Annotated in this window: 18 protein-coding genes; 12 read left to right on the top strand and 6 right to left on the bottom strand. The window is 59.8% G+C overall.

Translation table 11 applies throughout. The features are described from left to right. Positions 1-625: 625 nt before the first annotated feature. On the bottom strand, positions 626-1810 hold the full coding sequence (locus tag CIK76_RS08935) for a histidine kinase (protein ID WP_096285543.1): 1185 nt from the start codon (positions 1808-1810) through the stop codon (positions 626-628). A 312-nt stretch (positions 1811-2122) separates the two neighbouring features. Here CIK76_RS08935 and CIK76_RS08940 point away from each other — a divergent pair, with 312 nt between their 5' ends. The 5 genes from CIK76_RS08940 (at position 2123) to CIK76_RS08960 (ending at position 7663) form a co-directional block, all read left to right on the top strand. After that, on the top strand, positions 2123-2797 hold the full coding sequence (locus CIK76_RS08940; RefSeq protein WP_096285545.1) for a response regulator transcription factor: 675 nt from the start codon (positions 2123-2125) through the stop codon (positions 2795-2797). Positions 2798-2909: 112 nt separating this feature from the next. Next, positions 2910-5462 (top strand): ATP-dependent Clp protease ATP-binding subunit, encoded by a 2553-nt coding sequence (locus CIK76_RS08945; protein WP_096285547.1) that lies wholly within the window; start codon positions 2910-2912, stop codon positions 5460-5462. A 99-nt stretch (positions 5463-5561) separates the two neighbouring features. Next, entirely contained in the window at positions 5562-5912 is a 351-nt protein-coding gene (locus CIK76_RS08950) for a VOC family protein (protein WP_096285549.1), read from the top strand. A 77-nt stretch (positions 5913-5989) separates the two neighbouring features. Further along, positions 5990-6904, top strand: a complete 915-nt coding sequence (locus CIK76_RS08955) for a hypothetical protein (protein WP_096285551.1) — start codon at positions 5990-5992, stop codon at positions 6902-6904. Between the two features lie 96 nt (positions 6905-7000). Then, a complete protein-coding gene (locus tag CIK76_RS08960) occupies positions 7001-7663 on the top strand; it encodes an alpha/beta family hydrolase (RefSeq protein WP_096285553.1) in 663 nt (220 codons plus the stop codon). 159 nt (positions 7664-7822) lie between these two features. Here CIK76_RS08960 and CIK76_RS08965 read toward each other — a convergent pair whose 3' ends face one another. Beyond that, entirely contained in the window at positions 7823-8545 is a 723-nt protein-coding gene (locus CIK76_RS08965) for an ATP-binding cassette domain-containing protein (RefSeq protein WP_096285555.1), read from the bottom strand. Between the two features lie 13 nt (positions 8546-8558). Then, positions 8559-10052, bottom strand: a complete 1494-nt coding sequence (locus CIK76_RS08970; RefSeq protein WP_096285557.1) for a helix-turn-helix transcriptional regulator — start codon at positions 10050-10052, stop codon at positions 8559-8561. 188 nt (positions 10053-10240) lie between these two features. Here CIK76_RS08970 and CIK76_RS08975 point away from each other — a divergent pair, with 188 nt between their 5' ends. The 6 genes from CIK76_RS08975 (at position 10241) to CIK76_RS09000 (ending at position 16843) form a co-directional block, all read left to right on the top strand. Further along, the gene (locus tag CIK76_RS08975; RefSeq protein WP_255248407.1) at positions 10241-10978 is read left to right on the top strand and encodes a thymidylate kinase; all 738 of its coding nucleotides are present in this window, start codon (positions 10241-10243) and stop codon (positions 10976-10978) included. 9 nt (positions 10979-10987) lie between these two features. Then, positions 10988-11590 carry a HutD family protein gene (locus CIK76_RS08980; protein WP_096285559.1) on the top strand — a complete coding sequence of 201 codons (603 nt, stop codon included), beginning with the start codon at positions 10988-10990 and terminating at the stop codon, positions 11588-11590. 310 nt (positions 11591-11900) lie between these two features. After that, positions 11901-13202: an isocitrate lyase gene (aceA, locus tag CIK76_RS08985; protein WP_096285561.1), complete on the top strand. Its 1302-nt coding sequence runs from the start codon at positions 11901-11903 to the stop codon at positions 13200-13202. A gap of 78 nt (positions 13203-13280) precedes the next feature. Next, positions 13281-14918, top strand: a complete 1638-nt coding sequence (gene aceB, locus CIK76_RS08990) for a malate synthase A (RefSeq protein ID WP_096285563.1) — start codon at positions 13281-13283, stop codon at positions 14916-14918. 339 nt (positions 14919-15257) lie between these two features. Further along, positions 15258-15710, top strand: coding sequence for a hypothetical protein (locus CIK76_RS08995; RefSeq protein ID WP_096285565.1), 453 nt, complete (start codon positions 15258-15260; stop codon positions 15708-15710). Between the two features lie 95 nt (positions 15711-15805). Then, on the top strand, positions 15806-16843 hold the full coding sequence (locus CIK76_RS09000) for an alpha/beta hydrolase (protein ID WP_096285567.1): 1038 nt from the start codon (positions 15806-15808) through the stop codon (positions 16841-16843). Here CIK76_RS09000 and CIK76_RS09005 read toward each other — a convergent pair whose 3' ends face one another. The 3 genes from CIK76_RS09005 to CIK76_RS09015 all read right to left on the bottom strand — a co-directional run bounded on the left by CIK76_RS09005 (position 16844) and on the right by CIK76_RS09015 (position 20191). Continuing rightward, complete coding sequence (locus CIK76_RS09005; protein WP_096285569.1) at positions 16844-17416, bottom strand: histidine phosphatase family protein; 573 nt, start codon at positions 17414-17416, stop codon at positions 16844-16846. A gap of 100 nt (positions 17417-17516) precedes the next feature. Then, positions 17517-18152 (bottom strand): ATP-binding cassette domain-containing protein, encoded by a 636-nt coding sequence (locus tag CIK76_RS09010; protein WP_096285571.1) that lies wholly within the window; start codon positions 18150-18152, stop codon positions 17517-17519. Next, a complete protein-coding gene (locus tag CIK76_RS09015; protein WP_096285573.1) occupies positions 18149-20191 on the bottom strand; it encodes a hypothetical protein in 2043 nt (680 codons plus the stop codon). The genes CIK76_RS09010 and CIK76_RS09015 overlap by 4 nt, the downstream gene beginning before the upstream one ends. A 457-nt stretch (positions 20192-20648) precedes the next feature. On the opposite strand from CIK76_RS09015, the gene CIK76_RS09020 reads away from it, so the two are divergent. Beyond that, positions 20649-21977 carry an amino acid permease gene (locus CIK76_RS09020; RefSeq protein ID WP_096286007.1) on the top strand — a complete coding sequence of 443 codons (1329 nt, stop codon included), beginning with the start codon at positions 20649-20651 and terminating at the stop codon, positions 21975-21977. Positions 21978-22003 lie beyond the last annotated feature (26 nt).

Here is a 22003-nt window from a genome sequence, read left to right on the forward strand (position 1 = left end):
AGACCGGCGCATTCAGTGCCTTTTGCTTATTGGTTCCCGCCATAGTCTCAGAGATCTCTTGGCGAGCGTCCGCACTCTTCACCTAGGCGATGCCGCGTCGGCTGGGTATCCATGAGCGTTGGCCCCATTTTCATGGTCTCGTAAGTAGCTTCAAGCACTTCATCCGAAACCGGTTCATCGCTGAAGGTGTTTGCGTTGCAGGCTTCGAAAAACAGTTGATCCGCCGCTTCCGACCCAATGCTCAGCGATTCGCGGGGCTAGTTTTCAGCCTGAACCAACATGTGATGCCCACTCTCGAATGACAATAGGATTCAAGAGGCTTAGCAGGAAAGCTCGATGGGGTCATCCCGAAATCGGGGAGTGGTATACAGCGCTCTGAGGCTGAAGGTGATTATAAAAGGTACGTCGCGCCACTAACGAACTCAGGCGTGCGATGGGGGCACAACGCCGAAGAAAGATCAGTCCATCCATGACGCAACGTACCTTTTAATCACTGCGGAACTCTTGATGATGCCACTCGCAAAACATCACCAATTTCCCTGCGGTGATCGGTCTTCACCGATACGTATATAACTTATCGCGATTACAAGAATTCCGAAATCATACTTAAGTAGGAGGGTAGGGCTCAGAAGGGGATACTGGCACTAAGTATCCACCGATCATCCACAACCCTTGTGCTGAACCGCCCACCGAAGGCATTCATGCGATCCTTCATACCGATCAGCCCGATTCCACCGCCGGAGAGCTCGCCCCCGCTTGGATGAGAATTTGGCATCTGATTAGTCATTTCAAGGACAGCATTCGGCCCTACGACCTCCAAACTCATGGTGCAAACCCCTCCCCGACGACCATGTTTGATGATATTGGTCGCCGCTTCCTGCATAACCCGATACAGCGCAGTCTGCGCAGATCTCGGAAGCGCCGAAATGTTCTCGCCCGTGTGAGACGTCACTTCAAATCCAGACTCATGTAAACGTTGCGAGAAGATCTCCACGCCCTGGACCGCGTATACAGTTGTCGCCGCCGGTTTGTCGACACCGGACCCGGACGAACCACTCATCGTTCCGTCGGTCCGCAAGACGTTTAGCATCAGGCGCAAATCATGCAATGTTTCGGTACTGAGCTTCGCGATGATGTCGATAGCCTCGATTGCCGCTTCCCCATTATTGGCAAACTTTGCAGCCTTGGACTGCATGGCCACAACGGTAATGTCGTGCGCGACGATATCGTGCAGGTCGCGCGCAATATTCTTGCGTTCACGCTCAACGGCAATCCTGCTCTGCTCGCTGTTCTCCTGCATCTGCCGAATCGCATTGAGATTTCGTTCGCGCAAGTGGAAAATACTGCGGGCCAGAACATAGGCCAAAACGGCAAGCGGAACGAAAATCACCAGTAGGATCGCGTCCTCGCCTGCCCTGACCCCGTATTGCCCCATCCATACGAGCAGCATCACCAGATACCAATTACGCACCAGTGAAGATGCAACCGTCGCGGCAAGGACACTGAAGATCACGAGCGAGAAGACCAGCCACAGCAAGAGGCCGCCGTCCCAGAAGAAGAAAAAGAGCGTGGCTAGATACATGCCGAGCGAGGTGGCAACCCATCGCATGCCGATCGCCAACGAGGCGGACAGCAGCAACCCAACGCCCACCCCGCGAATAACGCTCGAAGACGAATTACCTATCCCGTCCTGAAGCAACGTATAGCCCTCTGTCGCGGTAATGGCGGCAAAGGCGAGAATACCCGTCCAGACGACAACGCCCCGACCAGCAAAAAGCTTAGTCAGGGCGGTTTTTATTCGCAGTCTCATATGCGGAATACTTTACCGGGTTACGGGTAAAGTCAAATACGCCTCTAACCGCAGGCGTAGCCGTAGTTTTTGCACACCCACTTAGAGAAGTCGGTGCCCCAACCGGCAGGACTTGCAACGCCCGATGAAGAATAGGTAGGTTCTGCCACTGGTGCCGCCATAGCCGGCGCGGCAAACGCTAATGGAGTTGCCGCCAGCGCGGCCACGGCCAAGATCTTTAAAGCTTTCATTTCAAACCCCAAACTCTTGAACTTATATACTTCGATTCATGCCAGGTTGTTTCTTGTGCCAACCACCGTTCAAAGGACCCCAATGGAACAGATTAAGGTGCTCATCGTCGATGACGAGCCGCTGATTCGGCATGCGCTTAGCACGATCCTAGCAACTGATCGTCGAATTGTGACCGTTAATACTCAAGAAAATGGTGAAGGGGCGGTTAATTATTGTGAAACACATGATGTAGACGTTGTTCTTATGGATTTGCAAATGCCAATTATGGACGGGATTGAAGCGACCAAAATTATCAAATCTGCCCATAATAGCCCCGCAATCCTTGCAATTACGGCCTTTTCATCAGATGACTATCTGGTTCCGGTGCTCATGGCCGGAGCCAGCGGCTACCTCGTGAAGGACACGGAGCCGGCCGAAATCATCGCGGCAGTTCATGCCGTTCACCAAGGCTCGGCGGCTATCTCCCCGTCGGTTTCTTCTGATCTAATCTCGGCTGTAAAAAACGTTTATAGTAAATCGCACGACATTGCAGGACTTATCGAAGATCTCGGACTAACTAATCGCGAAATGCAAATATTGGATCTTTTGGCAAAAGGATTCAACAATACGGAAATCAGCCGTCAGCTCGCGATCTCCGAGGCGACGGTAAAAACCCATATGGCGAAAATCTTCATGAAGCTCGAAGTGCGCGACCGCGTGCAGGCCCTCGTCGCCGCAGCCCGGCTAGGACTCGTCGAGATCTCCCGCCAAGTCTAGAGTTGTGAACTCGGCCTCTTATTGTTGCCTTGACAGACTTTGCGGGAATAGATTCGCTCATATTACGTTGAACATGAGCATAGACCACTCAAGTTTCTATTAGGAGGCTCACTTGCCAGCATTTTTCGGCTCCTCGTCAGATGGCTCGTTCGAGGAATTCCTCTCCCGGTTCCTTTCCTCGCGCACCCAAGCCGCGCGTCCCATCGACATTACGCGCCTGCTTTCGCAGCGCACCCACGAAGCAGTGTCCATCGCGGCTGCCTTCGCACATGAAAACGGTCATGCAGAAATCGATGCACTGCACCTGCTGGTCGCGTTGCTTCGCACCGAACCCGCCGGCCAGCACTTGAGCGCCATGGGCGTTGATCTGGAAGCCCTGGCCAAAGACGCCATCGAACGCTTGCCACGTCGGGAAGAAGCCACCGAGAAGCCATCACGCCTCTCGTCCGCCGCCCAGCGCAGCCTGTTCGATGCCTACCAGGTCGCTCGAAATTACGGTTCGACTTACATCGACCCGGAACACCTGTTCCTCGCCTTTGTCTTCTCCCCCGAATCTCCTGTGGGCATGCTGCTCGCGCAGCACGGTATCACCGGCCAGTCCCTGCAGCAGGCAGCCATGGAGCAGGCCCAGCGCGCCCAGACGGGAGAGGTGGAGTCCGGCGAAGAGCAAGACGTCTCTATGCTGGAACGCTACGGTACCGACCTGACGGCGCTGGCCTCCGATGGCCAGATCGACCCGGTCATCGGCCGCGAGGACGAATTGGCCCAGACCATTGAGATCCTGGCCCGTCGAACGAAGAACAACCCGGTGCTCATTGGTGAGGCAGGCGTCGGCAAAACCGCCATCGCCGAGGGGCTCGCCCGTGCCATCGTTGCGGATGAAGTCCCGGAACAGATCCGTGGCGTCCAGCTGATCTCCATCGACCTGCCCGGCATGCTCTCCGGCACCCGGTACCGCGGCGACTTCGAACAGCGGCTGACCGGCCTGCTCGAAGAGGTGGCCGACGCCGAGGGCCAAACACTGATATTCATCGATGAAATGCACCTCTTGGTCGGAGCCGGTTCCGGCGAGTCCGGAAATATGGACGCCGCAAATATCCTCAAGCCACGCCTGGCCCGCGGAGAGCTGCACCTGATCGGCGCCACCACCCTGGATGAATTCCGCAAGGTAGAGAAGGACTCCGCCCTGGCCCGCCGATTCGGCAAGGTCACCGTGGGAGAACCCTCTCAGGAAGTCGCGCTGGCAATCCTTGACGGGTTGCGCGAATCCTACGAAGACCACCACCAGGTGCAGTACACTCCCGAGGCACTGAAAGCAGCCGTCTCCTTGTCGGCTCGCTACCTGACAGACCGTCGCCTGCCGGACAAGGCGATCGACCTGCTCGATATTGCCGGTGCCCGCAGGTCAATCGCCGCAGGCGGTACCGAAGACGTGCAGGCGCTGCGCAACGAACTGGTGGAAGCAGATCGCGACAAGGCCCGAGCCGTCGGCGAGGAACGCTTCGAAGATGCCGGTGCGTGGCGCGACCACATCGCAACACTTACCGAACGCATCGCCGCCGCGGAGCAGGCGGGAGACTCGGGGGTTACCCGCATCGTCGATGAGGCCCAGATTTCCGAGGTCATCTCCCGGTCTACCGGCATCCCGACCTCGCGGATCAACGGGGACGACAAGACTCGATTGGCCTCCCTTGAGGAGCAGCTGCATGCTTCGGTCATCGGCCAGCATGACGCGGTGGCCGCGGTATCCCGCGCAGTACGCCGCAGCCGTACCGGGTTGGCCCCGGCACAGCGTCCGATCGGTTCCTTCCTGTTCCTCGGTCCCACCGGTGTGGGCAAGACCGAGTTGGCCAAGGCCCTGGCCAACAACCTCTTTGGCTCCTCCGAGTCGCTGGTGCGCATCGACATGAGCGAGTACGGAGAGAAGCACACGGTTTCGCGGCTCATCGGCGCCCCTCCGGGCTACGTCGGCCACGACGAACCCGGGCAGCTCACCGAAAAGGTCCGCCGCAACCCGTATTCGGTGATCCTGCTCGACGAGATCGAGAAGGCCCACCCGGACGTGTTCAACGTGCTGTTGCAGGTGCTGGATGACGGTCGGCTGACGGATACCGCCGGACGCACCGTGGACTTCTCCAACACACTGATCCTGATGACCAGTAACCTCGGTGGCGAGCACCTCGCCAGCAAGGCCGGCAACTTCGGCTTCACCTCGATCAATGCCGGCAGCGAGAAGGCCGAAATTCGAGCCAAGGTGATGGGCAAGGTACGCGAGTTCATGCGTCCCGAGTTCCTGAACCGGCTCGATGAGGTACTGCTCTTCGGCAAGCTCAGCGAATCCGAGATCGCCCAGATCGTCAAGCTGGTACTCGATGAGACCCGCAAGCACCTGGCGGGGCAAGAACTCAAGCTGCACGTCACCGACGCCGCAATCACTTGGTTGGCAGCCGAGGGCTATGACCCGGAGTTTGGTGCCCGCCCGCTGCGCCGCCTGGTGCAGCGCAAGGTGCAAGACGCCATTGCCGATCTATTGATCGGCGACGAAGTCGCCGCCGGAGACACCATCGAGGTGGACTTCGCCGGAGGCCAGCTCTCGGTTGCCAAGCAGGTTCCGGCCGCAGCCGCGGAACCGGCTGCACCGGTTATGGACTACTTCGGCAGCTAAGACTCCATGAAAACCAGAACCTACAGATCATCGCGATCTGTAGGTTCTGTTTTTCGTTTAAGTCTAGAAACCACTGCCGGCTCGCGGTAGGTTGAGCCCATGCCAAACATCGCCATGATCACCCTCGACGCCCAAGACGAAGTAGCTGCCGCCGAGTGGTGGCGGAAACGTCTCGGAGCCGAATACGCCGGGCAGTACCCGGGGTTCACCATGCTTACCGTCCCGGGCTTCAGCGCCAGGCTCGGATTTCAAAAAGTTGAATCGGTCTCCGCTGATAAGAATCGAGTGCATCTCGATCTAGAAGCCGATGGCGACCGCGAACAAAGCGTCGCCGGCTTTGTGGCCGCCGGCGCGGTCTTGGTTGAAGAACACACCGAGGATCCTAGCTTTGGGTGGAGCGTACTGCGCGATCCCTTTGGCATTACCTTCTGCCTTTCCGACCCGCACTAAGTCACACGCACTTTCCCAACGTGCAGAGCGGCATCGCTTCGATAGACTGATATTTACTCGAGTCTCCGGAGGTTCTCATGCGCTTGCGCTTCATATTCACCGCGGCGCTGGCCGCCCTGGCATTGACCGGTTGCTCGGTTCAAGCAACCCCGCCGCCCGGCGAAACTGCAGGTGTTCCGGCTTCGGCCACGACGTCATCACCTTCGCCAAGCCCGAACCCCGCTGCGGCCGAATCCTCAGCGACGCAACGTTATGATCCTGCGCGCGGCCTAGACGCTAGCGGACAGGACTGGGCCGATTCCATGATCCAGGCCTGGTTGGATAACTCCGGCATCAAGTCGGTCAAGGGTTTTCTCGGTGCCTACAAGCTCATAAATTCGTGGGATTCACCCAAGCCCGGGCATCTGTCCATTCATCTGGACAACTCATACCGTTTTAATCAGGACGGATCGGCCGATCATCTTGGGGGCCCCAAAGACGAACTGCGGATCATGGGGCGGGTCATGTTCGAAAGCATCGGCGAAAAATCCCCGGAGCTCGAATCAGTCACCTTTGCCACGGAGAACAAGCAGCATTCGGGCACCTTCTCGCGTGCCCGCACCGGAGCGGACCCGGCGGACCGGGAGGCCTGGGCCGAGGAAAAGTACGTGCAGTGGCTCGAAGCAATGAATGATACCTACGAGTCATTCTGCTCAGCGAGCATCAAGAAGATCGAAACCTATCGCGACTGCATTCCCACCGATCCCCACGCCTACATCGATTCGGTCTCTTCCCCGGCAATTGGCGAGCTAGTCGTCACCCTCGCCCCGGGGATCTGGCAGGGGAACACCTACGATACCGATTCGATACCCGGCGTCGACTTCGTTTCGGGCAACATGATGCTCAAAATCAACAGCAAAGCCCACGGACCGGAGCAGGTGGAAACTCTCACCGTCAAGGTGCAGGGAACTGAGGAAACGAGTACCGAACACAAATCAGAGTGGACCCAGTAGGCGTTTGGTCAGTGACGGGCCCCGGCCCGCGCATACGAGCCAAAGTGGTGAACACCCGGTTCGTGGAACCGAACAACAAGACTTAGCCTTGAAGGCATGGACCAGGAAATGAGAATCCCATGGGAAAGCGGAACCCTCACCGCCATCGTTGACCACGCGGAGCATCCCAGCGCTTTTCTGATTCTGGCTCATGGATCTGGAGCGGGCAAAGACCACGACTTCATGTCGGGGTTTTCCCAAGCAATGGCTAAGCGTGGAGTATCGGTATTGCGTTTTAACTTCCCCTATATGGACGCCGGGAAGAAGTTTCCTAATAAGGCTCCCGTTGCCCTAGCGGTGTGGAAACACGTCCGAGAATGGGCCGGCACCCACCTGACAGGCGACCTACCCGTTTTTACCGCCGGGAAATCCTTCGGCGGGCGAATGGCGTCTCTGGCGGTTGCCGAGGACATGCCCACCGAAGCGCTCATTTTTCTTGGGTATCCCTTGCATGCCCCCAAGAAGGAAGAAAAGCTTCGCGACGAGCATCTCTACCCGCTGAGCACACCGATGCTTTTCCTCGAAGGAACCCGTGATCCCTTCGCGAACCCGGCAATCATCTCTCGCGTAGTCGCAGGGTTGAACGCCGACTGCGAACTTATCTGGTTCGAGGGCGGTGACCATTCATTCAAGGTTGCCCGTTCCGGTCGCAGCGTCGCCGAGGATGGCGCACAATTGACCGAAGCCACCGAGAAATTCATTCGAAGGCACCTGAACTGATGTCTGGCACATCGCAACACAAAAACAGACGGTATCCGAATGACTGCGTGTACCTTCGGGCAAGGCCAGAACCCCCAGTCATTTCGGTCCCTGGATCACCAAGCCCCCGGCGGTGATCACCATCTGTTTCACCATCATCGGTGCAGCAATTCTGCGCGGTTACTCCGTCTCCGGCGAGCCGAGGAAAGCGCCCGGATCGGTGAAGAATTCCCGCCAGTTTCTGACCAGTTCCAAGTGGTCGTATTCGCTCTCGCGGAACCCCCAGGAACCGACCTCCAGTATTCGTGCTCCAGGGAAGGCGGCCAGTACCGGGGAATGGGTGGAGATGAGCACCTGCGAGCCGCGCTCCACGATCCCGCGCAGCCGCTCGATCAACTGCACGCAGCCGGTTAGGGACAGCGCCGACTCGGGCTCGTCGAGGACCCACAGCCCCTTGAGCCGGATCCGTTCCTCGATGAGGTCCAAGAAAGATTCGCCATGGCTGCGCTCATGCAACGCCGATCCCACGCTCGATTCCTCCAAGTACGTGTAGAAGGAATGCATGGTTTCGGCACGCAGAAAGAACCCCTTGCGTGGGGCGGCAGCACCACGGTGAAGTTTCAGCAGCTGCGAGAGGGTGGATTCAGAGGCCCGGGTGGCATGCATGGCGCCGGTGGATCCGCCCTCGGCGTTCAACCCGTACGCGATGGCCAGAGCTTCGAGCAGCGTTGACTTGCCGACCCCGTTCTCCCCCACCATCACGGTCACCGCTCCCAGGTCCAGGCCTTCGAGCAGAAGTTGGCGTACCGGCGGCATCACCATAGGCCAGTGCGCGGGCAACTCGGCATTCGGCTCGCTTGCCTCGATCCGACGCACCGGCAAGAACAAATCGCTTCGATTCATCGCCACTTATTGGCTACCTCTGCTGCTGCAAAAAGCGGTAGACCTCGGTCTCATCCACGCCGGGGAAGGCACCGGTTGGCATGGCGGCCAAGAGGTGGGTGTTGGCGCGCGTCGAAGGCCATGCGTTGCCGAACCACTCGCTGGACAGCTCGGCCGGTGGACGCCTGCAGCAATTTTCATCTGGACAGGTCGACTGGCAACGCTCCTTGGTGTCGCGGCCGCGGAACCATTTCACATGCTCAAAGGGAACGCCTATGGACAGTGAATACAATCCCGAGGAGTGCCGCTCGGTCCGCGCGGTGCACCAATAGGTCCCGTTGACCGTGTCCGTGTACTGCTCGAAGGAGCGGAACTTATCCAGCTGGTCAAAGACCACGCGGCTGGTCCAGTAGCGGCAGATGCTCTGCCCTTCGATGGCGCCGGTATGGTCGGCAGGAAAATTCACCCGGTCATTCTCGTAGGCCTTGTGCAGGATGCCCGATTCGTGGACCTTCTGGAAGTGGCAGGTCATGCCCAGATGCTCGGTGGCCAGATTCGTGAACCGGTGCGCCGCGGTTTCGTAGGAAACCGCAAAGGCATCACGCAGATCCTCAATGGCCAGTTCCCGGTTGGCCTTGGCCCGGCGCAGGAATGCCGTGGTGGATTTCTCCGGCATCATCAGCGCCGCGGCGAAATAGTTTGTGGCGACGCGCTGGTCCAGGAAGTCCGCATAGCTTGTGGGTGCCTCATGCCCGAGCAGGTAGTGGCCCAGCGCCTGCAATAGCACCGAGCGCGGATCATGCTCGGAGCGGCTGGTCTGGGTCAGATAGATCCTTTTGTTCTTCAGATCCGTGACCGAACGGGTCGAGTGCGGGAGATTTCCCACGAACCGGAGGCTGAAGCCGAGATGCTCGGCGATATCCGCCGCGCGATGGTGCGAGAGCGGGCCTTCGTCATGACCTACCGCCGCGAGCACCTTGGCCGCTTCCTGCTCGATTTCCTTGTAGTAGTTGTTTCGCTGGCGCATCTCTTGGCGCAACGCCGTGTTGGCTCGACGAGCCTCCTCCGGTGTTGCCGCCTGTTCGTTGAGCCGGCGCTCCAATTCATGCTGCAGCCCGACCAGGGATTCCAGCACGTCCATCGGCAACCGCGTGCCGACCCGCACCGTGGGCAGACCCAATGCCTCGTAGAGCGGGCCGCGTTGGGCCCGTTCCAAATCGATTTCCAGCGCCGCGCGACGAGTGGGAGGCTCCGCACCTAGAAGATCATCAACACCTACCTGCAACGCCCTGGCCAGAGACTTCAGCAGGGAAAGCTTCGGTTCGCGTTTGCCGTTTTCGATCAGCGACAGCTGGCTCGGCGCCGTATCGACCAAGGTTGAAACGTCGTCCAGGGTCAACCCCTTGGACTTGCGCAGGTGGCGGATCCGCCGGCCGAGCGCGAGCGTGTCCAGGGCGGCGTCAATGCCCTGATCGGTTTCCGGTTCTTGCGATGAGCTTCGATTCCATGTGGGTGCAGTCACATTCATAGCCTAAGCGAAGAACAGGTAATTTTTCTAGAAATTCGGTAAAAATCGCGTCGATAACGTCGTTTCGTTAGCTTATGCGCCAAAGTTTTCGGCTTCTTCGCTTTCACCGCTGAGTTCTGTTTTCGCCCTTGCCTCGGCTGGCCGCTCCGGTTGCCTCCGTTGAACCGCGTCCCGCACAAGCAGCCTTCATGAGATTCACATCGAATTTTCAGCCAGAAATTGGTATCACCACGGCGTTGCCACTCGTTATACGTTTCGAGCACACTGTCCATCCACCAATATTCGAAGGGAGCCGCAAGATCGCCTCCATTGCCATTAGACCCATCACGCCTGCCGTTCGAGCCCCCGCCGAGGATTCCTGCCAGGCCCTGATTATTCTGGGCATGGACGGTGCGGGGAAAACCACCACCATCCGCGAACTGGTGCGCAGCTTGGAGCTCCGTGGCCAAGCTGCCCAAAGCCTGGCAAACCCTGCCGGGCGCCGCTGGCTGACGCGTGCGGAACAAAAGCTCGGGCTCACTATGCCAATAGCCCTTCAGGACGCGATGGAGACGATGATCCGCACCGGCAACATCGCCTTGAACGCTAGGCGAGCTGCGCTGTTCCCGGGCGTGACCGTGATGGACCGCCACCTCTTTTGCCAGCTTGCGCTGCGCAGCATCCGCCAGTTGCCGCACGGACGCTTCCTGACGTGGCTGGCCCGGAACAGCGTGCAGCGGGCGCAGGTGGTCGTCCTAGACGTCGACGTGCGCACCGCTCATGCTCGCATCGTTGCGCGCGGCGAGGATTCGGAAACCTATGCCTTCCTGCACGCCAGCCGGGCAGAGTATCTGCGGCTTGCGGCAACCCACGGCTGGCCCGTCATCGATGCCACGCAGAGCACCGCGCGGGTGGTCGATGAGCTGATGACCCTCTGGGAGAAGTAAACTCGAACCATGAGTGAAGCTCCCCAGCAATTCCTGCCAGGTTCCGTCACCCCGCTTGCCCAGAGCAGCAAGAAGCAGTGGGAGCTGGGCCAGGTCCGCCAGATCTGCGCCGGTGAATTGACGGACGGCGGGCAGCTCACCGCGGCATCCCAAGATTCGGGCAGCTGGCAACTTTCGATTCGCTCGATCGAAAAGGCCGGGTCCTTCCACAACGCGGGGACCTCGCAGGTGCTCACCCTGCTAGCCGGAGATTTTCTCCAGCTCGACGTCGACGGGCAGGCGCAAGGCCTGGAACCGCTGCGCCCGCTGAAAATCGAGGCAACGCTTCCGGTCTCCACCAGCCAGCCCGCACAGGAGCTGCTGGTTCTGCATCTGCTCACCCGGCCCGAGCGGGTACGCGGCACGGTGCGCATCGTTGAGCTTTCCAAGAAGCGCGAGCAGTACCTCTTCGATGGCCAGCTGGGCATCATGCTGCAGGGCAACGGCGTCCTGACGCTGCACGGCGAAGAGCGCAAGCTCGAACTGCGCGATACCGTCATCGGCGGTGATGCGGCCGAACCGACGATCTCCGGGCGCGGATTCATGGCCGTCGTTTCGCTAGACCTGCCGTAACCGCCATAGATCGCACACACCTGGCTTAGCTGCCTTTGGCGCGCCCACAACCCCAAACCGCCACCACTTCATTCCTCAAGAAAAACACTTCTTCAGATTACGAAGTCTCCAAATCAACCATTTCTGCCATTTTTCACTTATTCATGCGAAAAAACCTACTTTTTTCAGCTTTCTCGAAGAACCGCGAATCTTTCCCTCGAATACCCCTATTCGCCCCCTTGCATCTACGGAAAAGTAAGTGTCACGAAGAAGTTCACCGCATCTCTCCGATTCGGGCGAACACCAACATGTGGGCGAAGGGGCCAGAACAATGACCGAGCAGAATTCGATCGACAACCGCATCGCAACTATCGAAAACGATTGGGCGAACAACCCACGCTGGAGCGGGACCACCCGCGACTACAGCGCAGCCGACGTCGTGAAACTGCAGGGCCGGGTTCAGGAAGAGCACACCCTGGCCAAGCGTGGCTCCGAGAAGCTGTGGAAGCAGCTGACCGAAGAAACCCCGACCGGCGGCTACACCAACGCACTGGGTGCGTTGACCGGCAACCAGGCGGTCCAGCAGGTCAAGGCCGGCCTGCGGGCCATCTACCTCTCCGGTTGGCAGGTCGCCGCGGATGCAAACATTTCCGGCCAGACCTACCCGGACCAGTCGCTCTACCCGGCCAACTCGGTTCCGCAGGTCGTACGCCGCATCAACAACGCGTTGCTCCGTGCAGATGAGATCGAATTCTCCGAGGGCATCCAAAGCGTCGAGGACTGGATGGTCCCGATCGTCGCAGATGCCGAGGCAGGATTCGGCGGCCCGCTGAACGCCTACGAGCTGATGAAGTCGATGATCACCGCCGGTGCCTCGGGAGTCCACTGGGAAGACCAGCTGGCTTCGGAAAAGAAGTGCGGCCACCTCGGCGGCAAGGTGCTGATCCCTACCCAGCAGCACGTCCGCACGCTGAATGCGGCCCGCCTGGCGGCCGACGTGGCCGGCACTCCCTCGGTGGTCATCGCCCGCACCGACGCCGAGGCGGCAACCCTGATCACCTCGGATGTCGACGAACGCGATCAGCAATTCATCACCGGCGAGCGCACCGCGGAGGGCTTCTATAAGGTCCGCAACGGCATCGAACCATGCATCGCCCGCGCCAAGGCCTACGCTCCGTACTCCGACCTCATCTGGATGGAAACCGGAACCCCGGACCTGGAAATGGCCCGCAAGTTCGCCGAATCGGTCAAGGCCGACTTCCCGGATCAGATGCTCTCCTACAACTGCTCGCCTTCCTTCAACTGGAAGAAGCACCTGGACGACGCGACGATCGCCAAGTTCCAGCGCGAACTCGGCGCGATGGGCTTCAGCTTCCAGTTCATCACGCTGGCCGGCTTCCACGCGCTGAACCACTCGATGTTCGACCTCGCCGAGGGCTATGCCCGCGAAGGCATGAGCGCCTACGTCGAACTGCAGGAGCGCGAATTCGCCTCCGAGTCCCGCGGCTACACCGCAACCAAGCACCAGCGCGAAGTAGGCACCGGCTACTTCGACGCGATCGCCACGGCATTGAACCCCAATGCCTCCACCCTCGCTCTGGTCGGCTCCACCGAAGAAGGCCAGTTCCACTAACTCGGACCCCAGCGGTCCGGACGGTGGGGCCGGCATTGACGCCGGCCCCACCGCCCTCAAACTTTTAAGGAAAAGATCATGTCAACCCCCACCTCCCTGAACCCGATCCAGATCACCGCTACCCCAGTGCGCTACCAGGAGCAGATCCTCACCGCACAGGCCCTTGAATTCATCGCCGCCCTGCACCAGGCGTTCGAAGGCCGCCGCGCCGAGCTGATGCAGCGCCGCCAGCTGAATCGGGCGCGCATCGCCAATGGCAAGGACCCGAAGTTCCTGGAGGAAACCCGCCACATCCGCGAAGATTCAAGCTGGCAGGTGGCCCCGATCGCTCCGGGCCTGGAGGACCGCCGGGTGGAGATCACCGGACCGATCGAGCGCAAGATGGCGATCAACGCGTTGAACTCCGGCGCGAACGTGTGGCTGGCCGACATGGAGGACGCCTGCTCACCGACCTGGCAGAACGTGATCAAGAACCAGGTGAACCTGCTGCGCGTGCTGGACGGCGAGCTCGACTTCACCGCCCCGGACGGCCGGGACTACAAGCTGCACAGCTACGAGCTGTCGCAGCTGCCAACCATCGTGGTCCGCCCGCGTGGGCTGCACCTGCCGGAGAAGCACCTGCTGATCGACGGGACGCCGATCGCCGGCGCCTTTGTCGACTTCGGCCTGCATTTCTTCCACAACGCCCAGCGGCTGATCGATTCGGGCCGCGGCGCCTACTACTACCTGCCGAAGCTGGAGAACCACCTGGAGGCGCGGCTGTGGAACGACGTGTTCCTGCTGGCCCAACAGCTGCTGGGCATCGATCGCGGCACCATCCGCGCCACGGTGCTCATCGAGACCATCACCGCGGCCTTCGAGATGGAGGAGATCCTCTACGAGCTGCGTGAGCACTCGGCCGGGCTGAACGCCGGACGCTGGGACTACATCTTCTCGATCATCAAGAACTTCCGTTCCCGCGGCCCGCGCTTCGTCTTCCCGGACCGGGACCTGGTGACCATGACCAGCCCGTTCATGCGCGCCTACACCGAGCAGCTGGTCCGTGCCTGCCACCGCCGCGGCGCCAGCGCCATCGGCGGAATGAGCGCCTTCGTGCCCAGCCGCAAGGACGCCTCCATCAACCAGCTCGCCTTCGCGAAGGTCTCCGAGGACAAGTCCCGCGAGGCCAACGACGGCTTCGACGGCTCCTGGGTGGCCCACCCGGACCTGGTGCCGGTGGCCCGCGAGGTGTACGACGAGGTTTTGGGCGCCAACGCGAACCAGATCTCCCGGACCCGCGAGGACGTGGAAGTTTCCGAAAGCGAGCTGCTGAACGTGGCAGGCCTGGAGGGCCGGATCACCGAGCGCGGGATCCGCGAGAACATCGAGATCGCCATCCGCTACATCGAGTCCTGGCTGCGCGGCAACGGCGCGGTGGCGCTGCGCAACCTGATGGAGGATGCGGCCACCGCGGAAATCTCCCGCTCCCAGCTGTGGCAGTGGATCCACCAGTCGGCCATCACCGACGAGGGCGAGATCATCACCCGCCGCTGGGTGCAGGATCTGGCCGAAGAAACCATGGAGCGGATCGAGCGCTTCGAGGGGGACCGCTTCGAGCAGGCGGTGGAGATCTTCGAGGCCAGCGCGCTGCGCGACGACTTCCCGACCTTCCTGACCAAGAACGCCTACCTGCGCTACCTGGACACCCCGGCTCCGGCCTACGAGATAGCGGGCTAGTCCAGGACACCAACTCGGCTGCACGCGCCTGAACTCAACAAGCGAAGCGGTACGGCCACGAATTGCGGCATTCATCGGATGGTAACCAGCCCATCCGGGGGATGCCGTTTTTCGTGCCCCGTAGTTGCCACGCCATGCTAGGCATTGACCGCTCGACCTCTGGCGCTTCTCGTTCGCAAAGCGGAATTGAAATCCGAAAATGAGTTGATCATCGCGTTCCAAGCAGCTGGAATTCCATATGACCTTGCGAAGGACGCGGCGTGGGTCATCATGAACATCATCATCTAGTTGATACCAGCCAGATGGTAAGTTAGACGTTTTAAATGGTATGGAGAATTTGTGGCTGAAACTACCGACGACGATAAACCTTTGAACAAGGCCATCGCGATTTTCTGGGTGATACTGGTTCTCTTTGCAGTCTTGGTGTTCATCTCGCTTCCGCTTTCGGCGGGCATCGGAAGTTCAATTTTGATTTTTGGAATGGAACAAGTTCGTCAAGATATTGCTGGTTGGTTCGTTTACTGGGCGATGGGCACGTTGCTTGCGACTGCGATTGTCGCCGGAATCATTGAAGCTGTACTCAAGTCGAAACTTCCAGGCAACAAGCCTCTTCGAGAAGCCGCATCATGGTCCACCGGATTTGTTGTCATGACTGTTTGCTACTCGGGATTTTTCTACTCTTGGGTGGCTTGTGTGGTTGCTTCAGCAGTCTCAGCATTGTTGTTCATCTTGTTGCTGTGGATCGTCAAGAAGTTTCCTGCACCTAGGCGACCCACGTCGCAAGCGGACTGAGCACTACCAATATACGGCCACGAATAACGGCATTCATCGGATGGTAACCAGCCCATCCGGGGGATGCCGTTTTTCGTGCCCCGTAGGATGTTTCCATGGCCTTCCAATTTCGTTCCCCCGCCGCCGGCCGCTGGGAGGCGGACCTCCTGGGCGAGGGCTTCGCCCGGCGCACGCTCCCGCTGTCCGACGGGTCAACCGCGACGCTGATCCGCCACCGCCCGAAATCCGCGCGGCCGCAATTCGCCCCGCCCTTGCGCGGGCTGGCGATCCTCTACGTGCACGGCTGGTCCGACTACTTCTTCCAGCGCGAACTGGCGCAGTTCCTGAGCACCGCGGGAGCCGACTTCTACGCGCTGGATCTGCGCAACTACGGGCGCAACCTCACCGCGGACAGCACCCCGGGGTTCATCACCGACCTGGAAGACTACTTCGAGGAATTCGATGCGGCGCACCGGATCATCTCCAGCGCCCACCCGGGAACCCGCTTCGTGATGCTCGCCCATTCCACCGGCGGGCTGAGCGCCGCCCTGTATGCCGCGGCGCACCCGGCAAAGGTGGACGCGCTGGCGCTGAACAGCCCCTGGCTGGAATTCCAGGCCTCCGAGTTGGGGCGCACCGCCCTGGCGAAGCTCCTGGCGGTGGCCAGCGGGCGCAATCCGCACCGGAACCTGCCAACCATCGACCCGGGCTTCTACACCCGCACCGTCTCAAACCGCTTCGAGGGCGAATGGGACTATGACCTGCAATGGCGTCCGGCCAACGGATTCACGCTCAGCACCGGATTCATCTCCGCGGTATTCGCCGCCCAGGCGAAGGTGAAAAAGGGGTTGGAGCTGCGCCAGCCGGTGCTGGTGATGCTCAGCGCCCGGGACTACCTGCTGCCGCGCTGGAGTGACGCGGCCACCCGCTCAGATGTGGCGCTGAACGTGCAGGTGGTCGCGCAGCGCAGCATCAACCTGGGCCGCGAGCTGCACCTGGTGCGGCTGCCCGATGCGCTGCACGACGTGTTCCTCTCCGCCGCGCCGGTGCGCTCCGCGGCCTACCTGCGCCTGGGTTCCTGGTTGGCCACGGTCAAGAACCGGCAGGCCGACTCGTCGCTTGCGCGCAGCGTGCGGCGCACCGTGGGCGGCTAGCTACGGTGCGGTGACCGGAGGCTGCGGCACCCGGTCGTTGACCAGTTCCAGCTCCCAGCCCGCGGCGCGGCGGGCGAGGATCGCCACCGAGCCGTTGCGGATGGTATCCAATTTGTAGCCGGCGAAATGCGAGAGCGTGTAGCGGATGATCGTGCCGTGGCAGACCACCGCGACGTTCTGCCCCGGGTAGTCCGCGGCGATCTGCTCGATCGCGCGCAGCCCGCGGTCCACCACCGATTCCAGCGCTTCGATGCCCCCGCCCAGCTTGCCCGGCCAGCGCTCCGCCGCCTCGGTCTCCAGCACCCCTTCGCCCTCGCCGTAGTCCCGCTCGATCAGCAGATCGTAGGCCGGACCGAGCTCCAGCCCCAACCCGTCGGCAATAATCTGCGCCGTTTCCCGGGCCCGGCTCAGTGGGGAGGAAACAATGACGTCCCAGCGTGCGGCGCCAAGGACCTCAACTGCATCGCGCGCCTGCGCCCGCCCGGTGTCGTTCAATGCGATATCGCTGCTGCCCTGCAACCGCCCTTCGAGGTTCCAGCGAGTCTGACCGTGTCTGATGAATCCAAGTTCCATAGGGTTATTCTCCCACCGCGGGCCAACATAATTAACGCGTCCCAGGTGCCTGCCCCTGAGTCCGGCCTCTATTCTGACCCAAACCGGTGACAGCGTATACCTAGCTCAATTCCAGAACCGTGTCGCAATGGTTCATCACAGCCGTCGAATGCGTTGCGATTAACACGGTGGCTCCCCCAGCTGCGATATTACGAAGCTCCTTCATCACCATGGACTCACTAGTGCTGTCCAACGCGCCGGTAGGTTCATCAGCTAAGACTAGCGCAGGGCGTTTAACGATCAGTCTGGCTAAGGCCACCCGCTGTTGTTCGCCACCGGAAAGGGAATAGACCATCTCTTTACCCCGCCCGCCGAGACCTACATGTTCCAGGGCTCCGTCAAAATCGGTCGTTCGGATCTTCGCTTTTCCCGCAGGTGCCAATGCAACTTCGAGGTTATCCTGAATCGTTGAGCTTTCGATCAGCGCATAGTTTTGGAACATGTAACCCAATGAGTCCCGCCGAAAGCGCCGTTGTTCTTGGCTGGAGAATGCCGAAATTTTCTCACCACCAACAATGAGGCTTCCGCCATCTAGTCTTTCAAGCAGGCCTAGACAGTTCAAAAGAGTCGATTTCCCTGATCCAGAAGCCCCCATCACCGCCATCAACTGCCCGGTCGGCACGCTAAAAGTCAGGTTACGAAATAGCGTCTTGGAACCGAAAGATTTCGTGGCCCCGTGAACTTCGATAGTGCTCATGCGGTTTCCTCACTATGGGTACGAATCAGGCGTTGAGTCTTAGCGTGCACCACAGCAAAAAGCAGCAACAGATTAATAAGGGCGACACCCAGAACCACTACAGGCTGCCATTGGGCGACGGCCAAATCACTGGCTGCATGGGACACCTCGCCGAAGGACTTCGCACGAACAGCAGTCCAAATTCCTGTCACCGCCGCCCATCCGACGGCTAGCGCTAAGACAACAGCTTCACCTTTGATGAGCCACCGGTGGGTGGACCAGAAAGACCAGCCGTTCAGATATCGCACCAAGATCGTTTGCGCATTGGACCGGACATGAATCTGCGCCATTCCAACTGCGGTAGCGAGGAGCACCAGCAGTGCTACGACGGCGCATACTGCCTGAAAGCGAAGTCCTTCCTGGCGCGTCGCGGATTCGTCGGCGGCCATTTGAGCGATCGGGAGGTAGGCAGAAATCCACGTTCCCAAGAATTCTGGGGGTGTATCGATTCGGGCTTGTTCTGCATCCGCCATCAAGACTAGTCCTCTGCTGGCTTGCCCCATGTATTCATCGTCCGCGATGAACCCGGAGTTGGCACCGATACCGACAACGATAGCGTTATTCAGATGACTTTCCTTGTTTGGGCGATCGGCCGCGCTGCCGTAGAGGAAGTGTCTCTGAGCATCACGCAGCGTCACAGTACTTATCGTGGGTAATTGGCTACCCCCATAGTTTTCCAGCAGTGCACTTTCCACCTCTTCAGCCGAGCGCTTGGAGTATTCGGGGACCATAATGACAACTTCGTCGTCCGGGACACTGGTTATTTGCTGCCCTTGCGCATCAAGGACTCGGTTGCGTTGCAGATAGCCTCGGTTGACTAGCAGCACCTCGTCTTGAAGCGTGGTGTCTGCCGAGTGTTCTGCCAGCGTGCTCACCATGATGGTGTGCCCCAGACGGTCTTGCTCTTTAAGCCAAATCCCAGTGTCGAAGGCTAATTTGTCTATCTGTTGCGGAGCAAAAAGTCCCTCAAAGACAATCTTTGCCACGTTGCCTACGTCGGCTAAAGAATCCTGGTTTCTCTGTGCTTGCGCGGCCGCGCTACTGGCAGCGAATGCCGAGGCGATAAGTGATACCGCCAAGATGATGCTCGGGATTCGTAGAATATAGGTGGCTGGCACCGCAACCTTGAACCCGAATTTTCCTTTGATCGCGTCGAGAATTTTCACGTCGAACGCCAAATGTAGCGCCCCAAGATGCAAACATGTGATGACCAGCAGCATGAGCCCCACGAGGCTGAACGCCGTTTCCAGATATCTCCCCAGCTGGTTCCATCCGTTGTATAGCAGTAGCCCCAGCAATGCTGCCGTGAAGCCCAAGGCAAGAATGACCGTGATGGCAACTATCTCTTGCCGGGAATCTCGTTTTAAGGCTGTATTGATGGTGCCGCCATGCAACCGTAAAATCGCGTAGTGCTTGGCCCGTGAAAGAACCGAAAAACCGGTCAATAAGGCCACGAGCAATAAGGCAACGATCGTTGCCGGCCCTAAGAAGCCAAAGAAAATTTCGCCGGCAAGGGCCGGAAATGAGGTGCCGGACTTGTACGTCTCTACCGAATAACCCAACTCGGTGAAGTCTTGCTCAACCATGCGCAGCGCGGCCGAATTGCCGAAGATGAAGTACTCTCCGCGCGGATCCATCCCATCAAGGTCAGTTGCTGCGTGAACGATAGTGCTGACGCTCTGGCTGAATTGCGGGAAACCGGTGTCCAACCACTGCGCCTCTTTTTGGGCGTTGTTGCCACTGGCCAGATAGAGGTGACGCACCGATGCATCATGCAAGTCACGATTTTCACGCACGATGATTGAGCCGGACTCTGCAGCGGATCCCTGGACCAGTTCGCATAGTCCTTGGTTGCCGGACATAGTCTCCGTACCCGAGACGAGAATTCTGCTAGCGCCCGCCAGCGTCGACTCATCAATGGACTTTGTAAGCATAAAAGACACAAATAACGAGTACAGAAGGGCTACTGCGACAGCTAGTCGTAGTCCGGTATTTTTCATTTGTTCTTTCTGCCGGCGGTTGTCTCCGGTTGCCGGAGTCCGAACTCATGCGATCCGCTGTCTACCATTGCTCCGCACAACATACGCGCTTCAATATACCTGAGCTGGATCTATTGAACTTTGGCACAACACGTTGCTGACCAGATAAAACGTCTTTATTCACAGCACACAAGGGGCGGTCAATGATCGATTTTTGAACTGCTCCCGCTTAATCATCCGAACATCGCGGAATCAGTGGTCTCCCCATCGCAGATGAGCTATCTCACGATAGAGCTTGGCCACAAACAACCCCGTCCAGCATCATGCACCACGTAAAATTCTTGAGGCACCAGCTGGCTTGAACCTTCAAGTCTCCGGCCGCAGATCACATGCACCTCAAAGTAGATCCGAGTATTTCATCGTGACCGATATCAAGGCGTCCCTCGCCCGCGGGCTCACGGCCCGCCACATCCGCTTCATGGCCCTCGGCTCGGCCATCGGCACCGGATTGTTCTACGGCTCCTCCGCCGCCATCCAGGCAGCCGGCCCGGCCGTGCTCTTCGCCTACATGATCGGCGGCGCGGCGGTTTTCATCGTCATGCGCGCCATGGGCGAGATGGCCGTCAAGCATCCGGTCTCCGGATCCTTCGCCCACTACGCCTCGCGCTACCTGGGCCGCTTCGCCGGGTTCGTCACCGGGTGGACGTTCACCTTCGAGATGGCGATCGTGGCGATCGCCGACGTCACCGCCTTCGGCATCTACATGCGCTTCTGGTTCCCGCAGGTGCCGCAGTGGATCTGGGTGCTGGCCGTGGTGCTGCTGATTGCCGCGATCAACCTGATGAAGGTCAAGGTCTTCGGCGAAACCGAATTCTGGCTGGCGGTCATCAAGGTCACCGCAATCATCGCGATGATCGTCGGCGGCGCGGCGCTGATCCTCTTCGGCTTCAGCGCCCCGGACGCCGAAACGGCCACCGGCTTTGCCACGCTGATGAGCGCCGGCACGCTGTTCCCCAACGGCTTCATGGGCCTGCTGCTGTCCTTCGCGGTGGTGATGTTCGCCTTCGGCGGCATCGAAACCATCGGCATCACCGCCGGCGAAGCGGAGGATCCGGGCAAGTCGGTGCCCGCGGCGATCAACACCGTGCCGTGGCGCATTCTGCTGTTCTACGTGGCTTCGCTGGCGATCGTGATGATGCTCTTCGACTGGCGCCAGATCGACGGTTCGGCCTCGCCGTTTGTGCAGATCTTCGACGCGCTGGGCCTCCCGGCGGCCGCTCACGTGCTCAACGCTGTGGTCATCACCGCCGCGGTGTCGGCGATCAATGCGGACACCTTCGGCGCCGGGCGGATGATGTTCGCGATGTCCCGCGAGGGCCACGCGCCGGCTTCCTTCGCGAAGATCTCACGCCACGGGGTGCCGTGGATGACGGTGCTGACCATGTCCATCGTGCTGCTGGTCGGCGTGCTGCTCAACGCCCTGCTGCCCGAATCGCTGTTCATGATCATCGCCTCGATCGCGACCTTCGCCACCGTCTGGGTGTGGATCATGATCCTCACCTCCTATTTGGCGATGCGCCGCCAGGAAAAGTCCGGCGTCGTGGTGGACCGCGAATTCGCGGTTCCCGGGGGCACCGCCAGCGCCTGGATCGCGCTGGTATTCATGGCCTTCGTGGTTGTGCTGCTGGCCCTGAGCGCCGAGACCCGCATTGCGCTCTACGCGGGCGCCGGCTGGCTGGTGCTGCTCGCGGTGGCTTACAAGTTCCTGGTCCGCACTCCGCAGGCCGGGCTGGTTTCCAGCAAATAAGTTTCGGAGAACGCCACATGATGCAC

It is taken from the genome of Glutamicibacter sp. BW80 (genome assembly GCF_002332385.1).
GTDB lineage: Bacteria > Actinomycetota > Actinomycetes > Actinomycetales > Micrococcaceae > Glutamicibacter.

What these genes read in the sequence shown, in the direction of transcription:
- CIK76_RS08935 (WP_096285543.1), bottom strand. Translation starts at nt 1,810, where the DNA reads ATGAGACTGCGAATAAAAACCGCCCTGACTAAGCTTTTTGCTGGTCGG.
- CIK76_RS08940 (WP_096285545.1), top strand. Translation starts at nt 2,123, where the DNA reads ATGGAACAGATTAAGGTGCTCATCGTCGATGACGAGCCGCTGATTCGG.
- CIK76_RS08950 (WP_096285549.1), top strand. Translation starts at nt 5,562, where the DNA reads ATGCCAAACATCGCCATGATCACCCTCGACGCCCAAGACGAAGTAGCT.
- CIK76_RS08955 (WP_096285551.1), top strand. Translation starts at nt 5,990, where the DNA reads ATGCGCTTGCGCTTCATATTCACCGCGGCGCTGGCCGCCCTGGCATTG.
- CIK76_RS08960 (WP_096285553.1), top strand. Translation starts at nt 7,001, where the DNA reads ATGGACCAGGAAATGAGAATCCCATGGGAAAGCGGAACCCTCACCGCC.
- CIK76_RS08965 (WP_096285555.1), bottom strand. Translation starts at nt 8,545, where the DNA reads ATGAATCGAAGCGATTTGTTCTTGCCGGTGCGTCGGATCGAGGCAAGC.
- CIK76_RS08970 (WP_096285557.1), bottom strand. Translation starts at nt 10,052, where the DNA reads ATGAATGTGACTGCACCCACATGGAATCGAAGCTCATCGCAAGAACCG.
- CIK76_RS08975 (WP_255248407.1), top strand. Translation starts at nt 10,241, where the DNA reads ATGAGATTCACATCGAATTTTCAGCCAGAAATTGGTATCACCACGGCG.
- CIK76_RS08980 (WP_096285559.1), top strand. Translation starts at nt 10,988, where the DNA reads ATGAGTGAAGCTCCCCAGCAATTCCTGCCAGGTTCCGTCACCCCGCTT.
- aceA (WP_096285561.1), top strand. Translation starts at nt 11,901, where the DNA reads ATGACCGAGCAGAATTCGATCGACAACCGCATCGCAACTATCGAAAAC.
- aceB (WP_096285563.1), top strand. Translation starts at nt 13,281, where the DNA reads ATGTCAACCCCCACCTCCCTGAACCCGATCCAGATCACCGCTACCCCA.
- CIK76_RS09000 (WP_096285567.1), top strand. Translation starts at nt 15,806, where the DNA reads ATGGCCTTCCAATTTCGTTCCCCCGCCGCCGGCCGCTGGGAGGCGGAC.
- CIK76_RS09005 (WP_096285569.1), bottom strand. Translation starts at nt 17,416, where the DNA reads ATGGAACTTGGATTCATCAGACACGGTCAGACTCGCTGGAACCTCGAA.
- CIK76_RS09010 (WP_096285571.1), bottom strand. Translation starts at nt 18,152, where the DNA reads ATGAGCACTATCGAAGTTCACGGGGCCACGAAATCTTTCGGTTCCAAG.
- CIK76_RS09015 (WP_096285573.1), bottom strand. Translation starts at nt 20,191, where the DNA reads ATGAAAAATACCGGACTACGACTAGCTGTCGCAGTAGCCCTTCTGTAC.
- CIK76_RS09020 (WP_096286007.1), top strand. Translation starts at nt 20,649, where the DNA reads ATGGCCCTCGGCTCGGCCATCGGCACCGGATTGTTCTACGGCTCCTCC.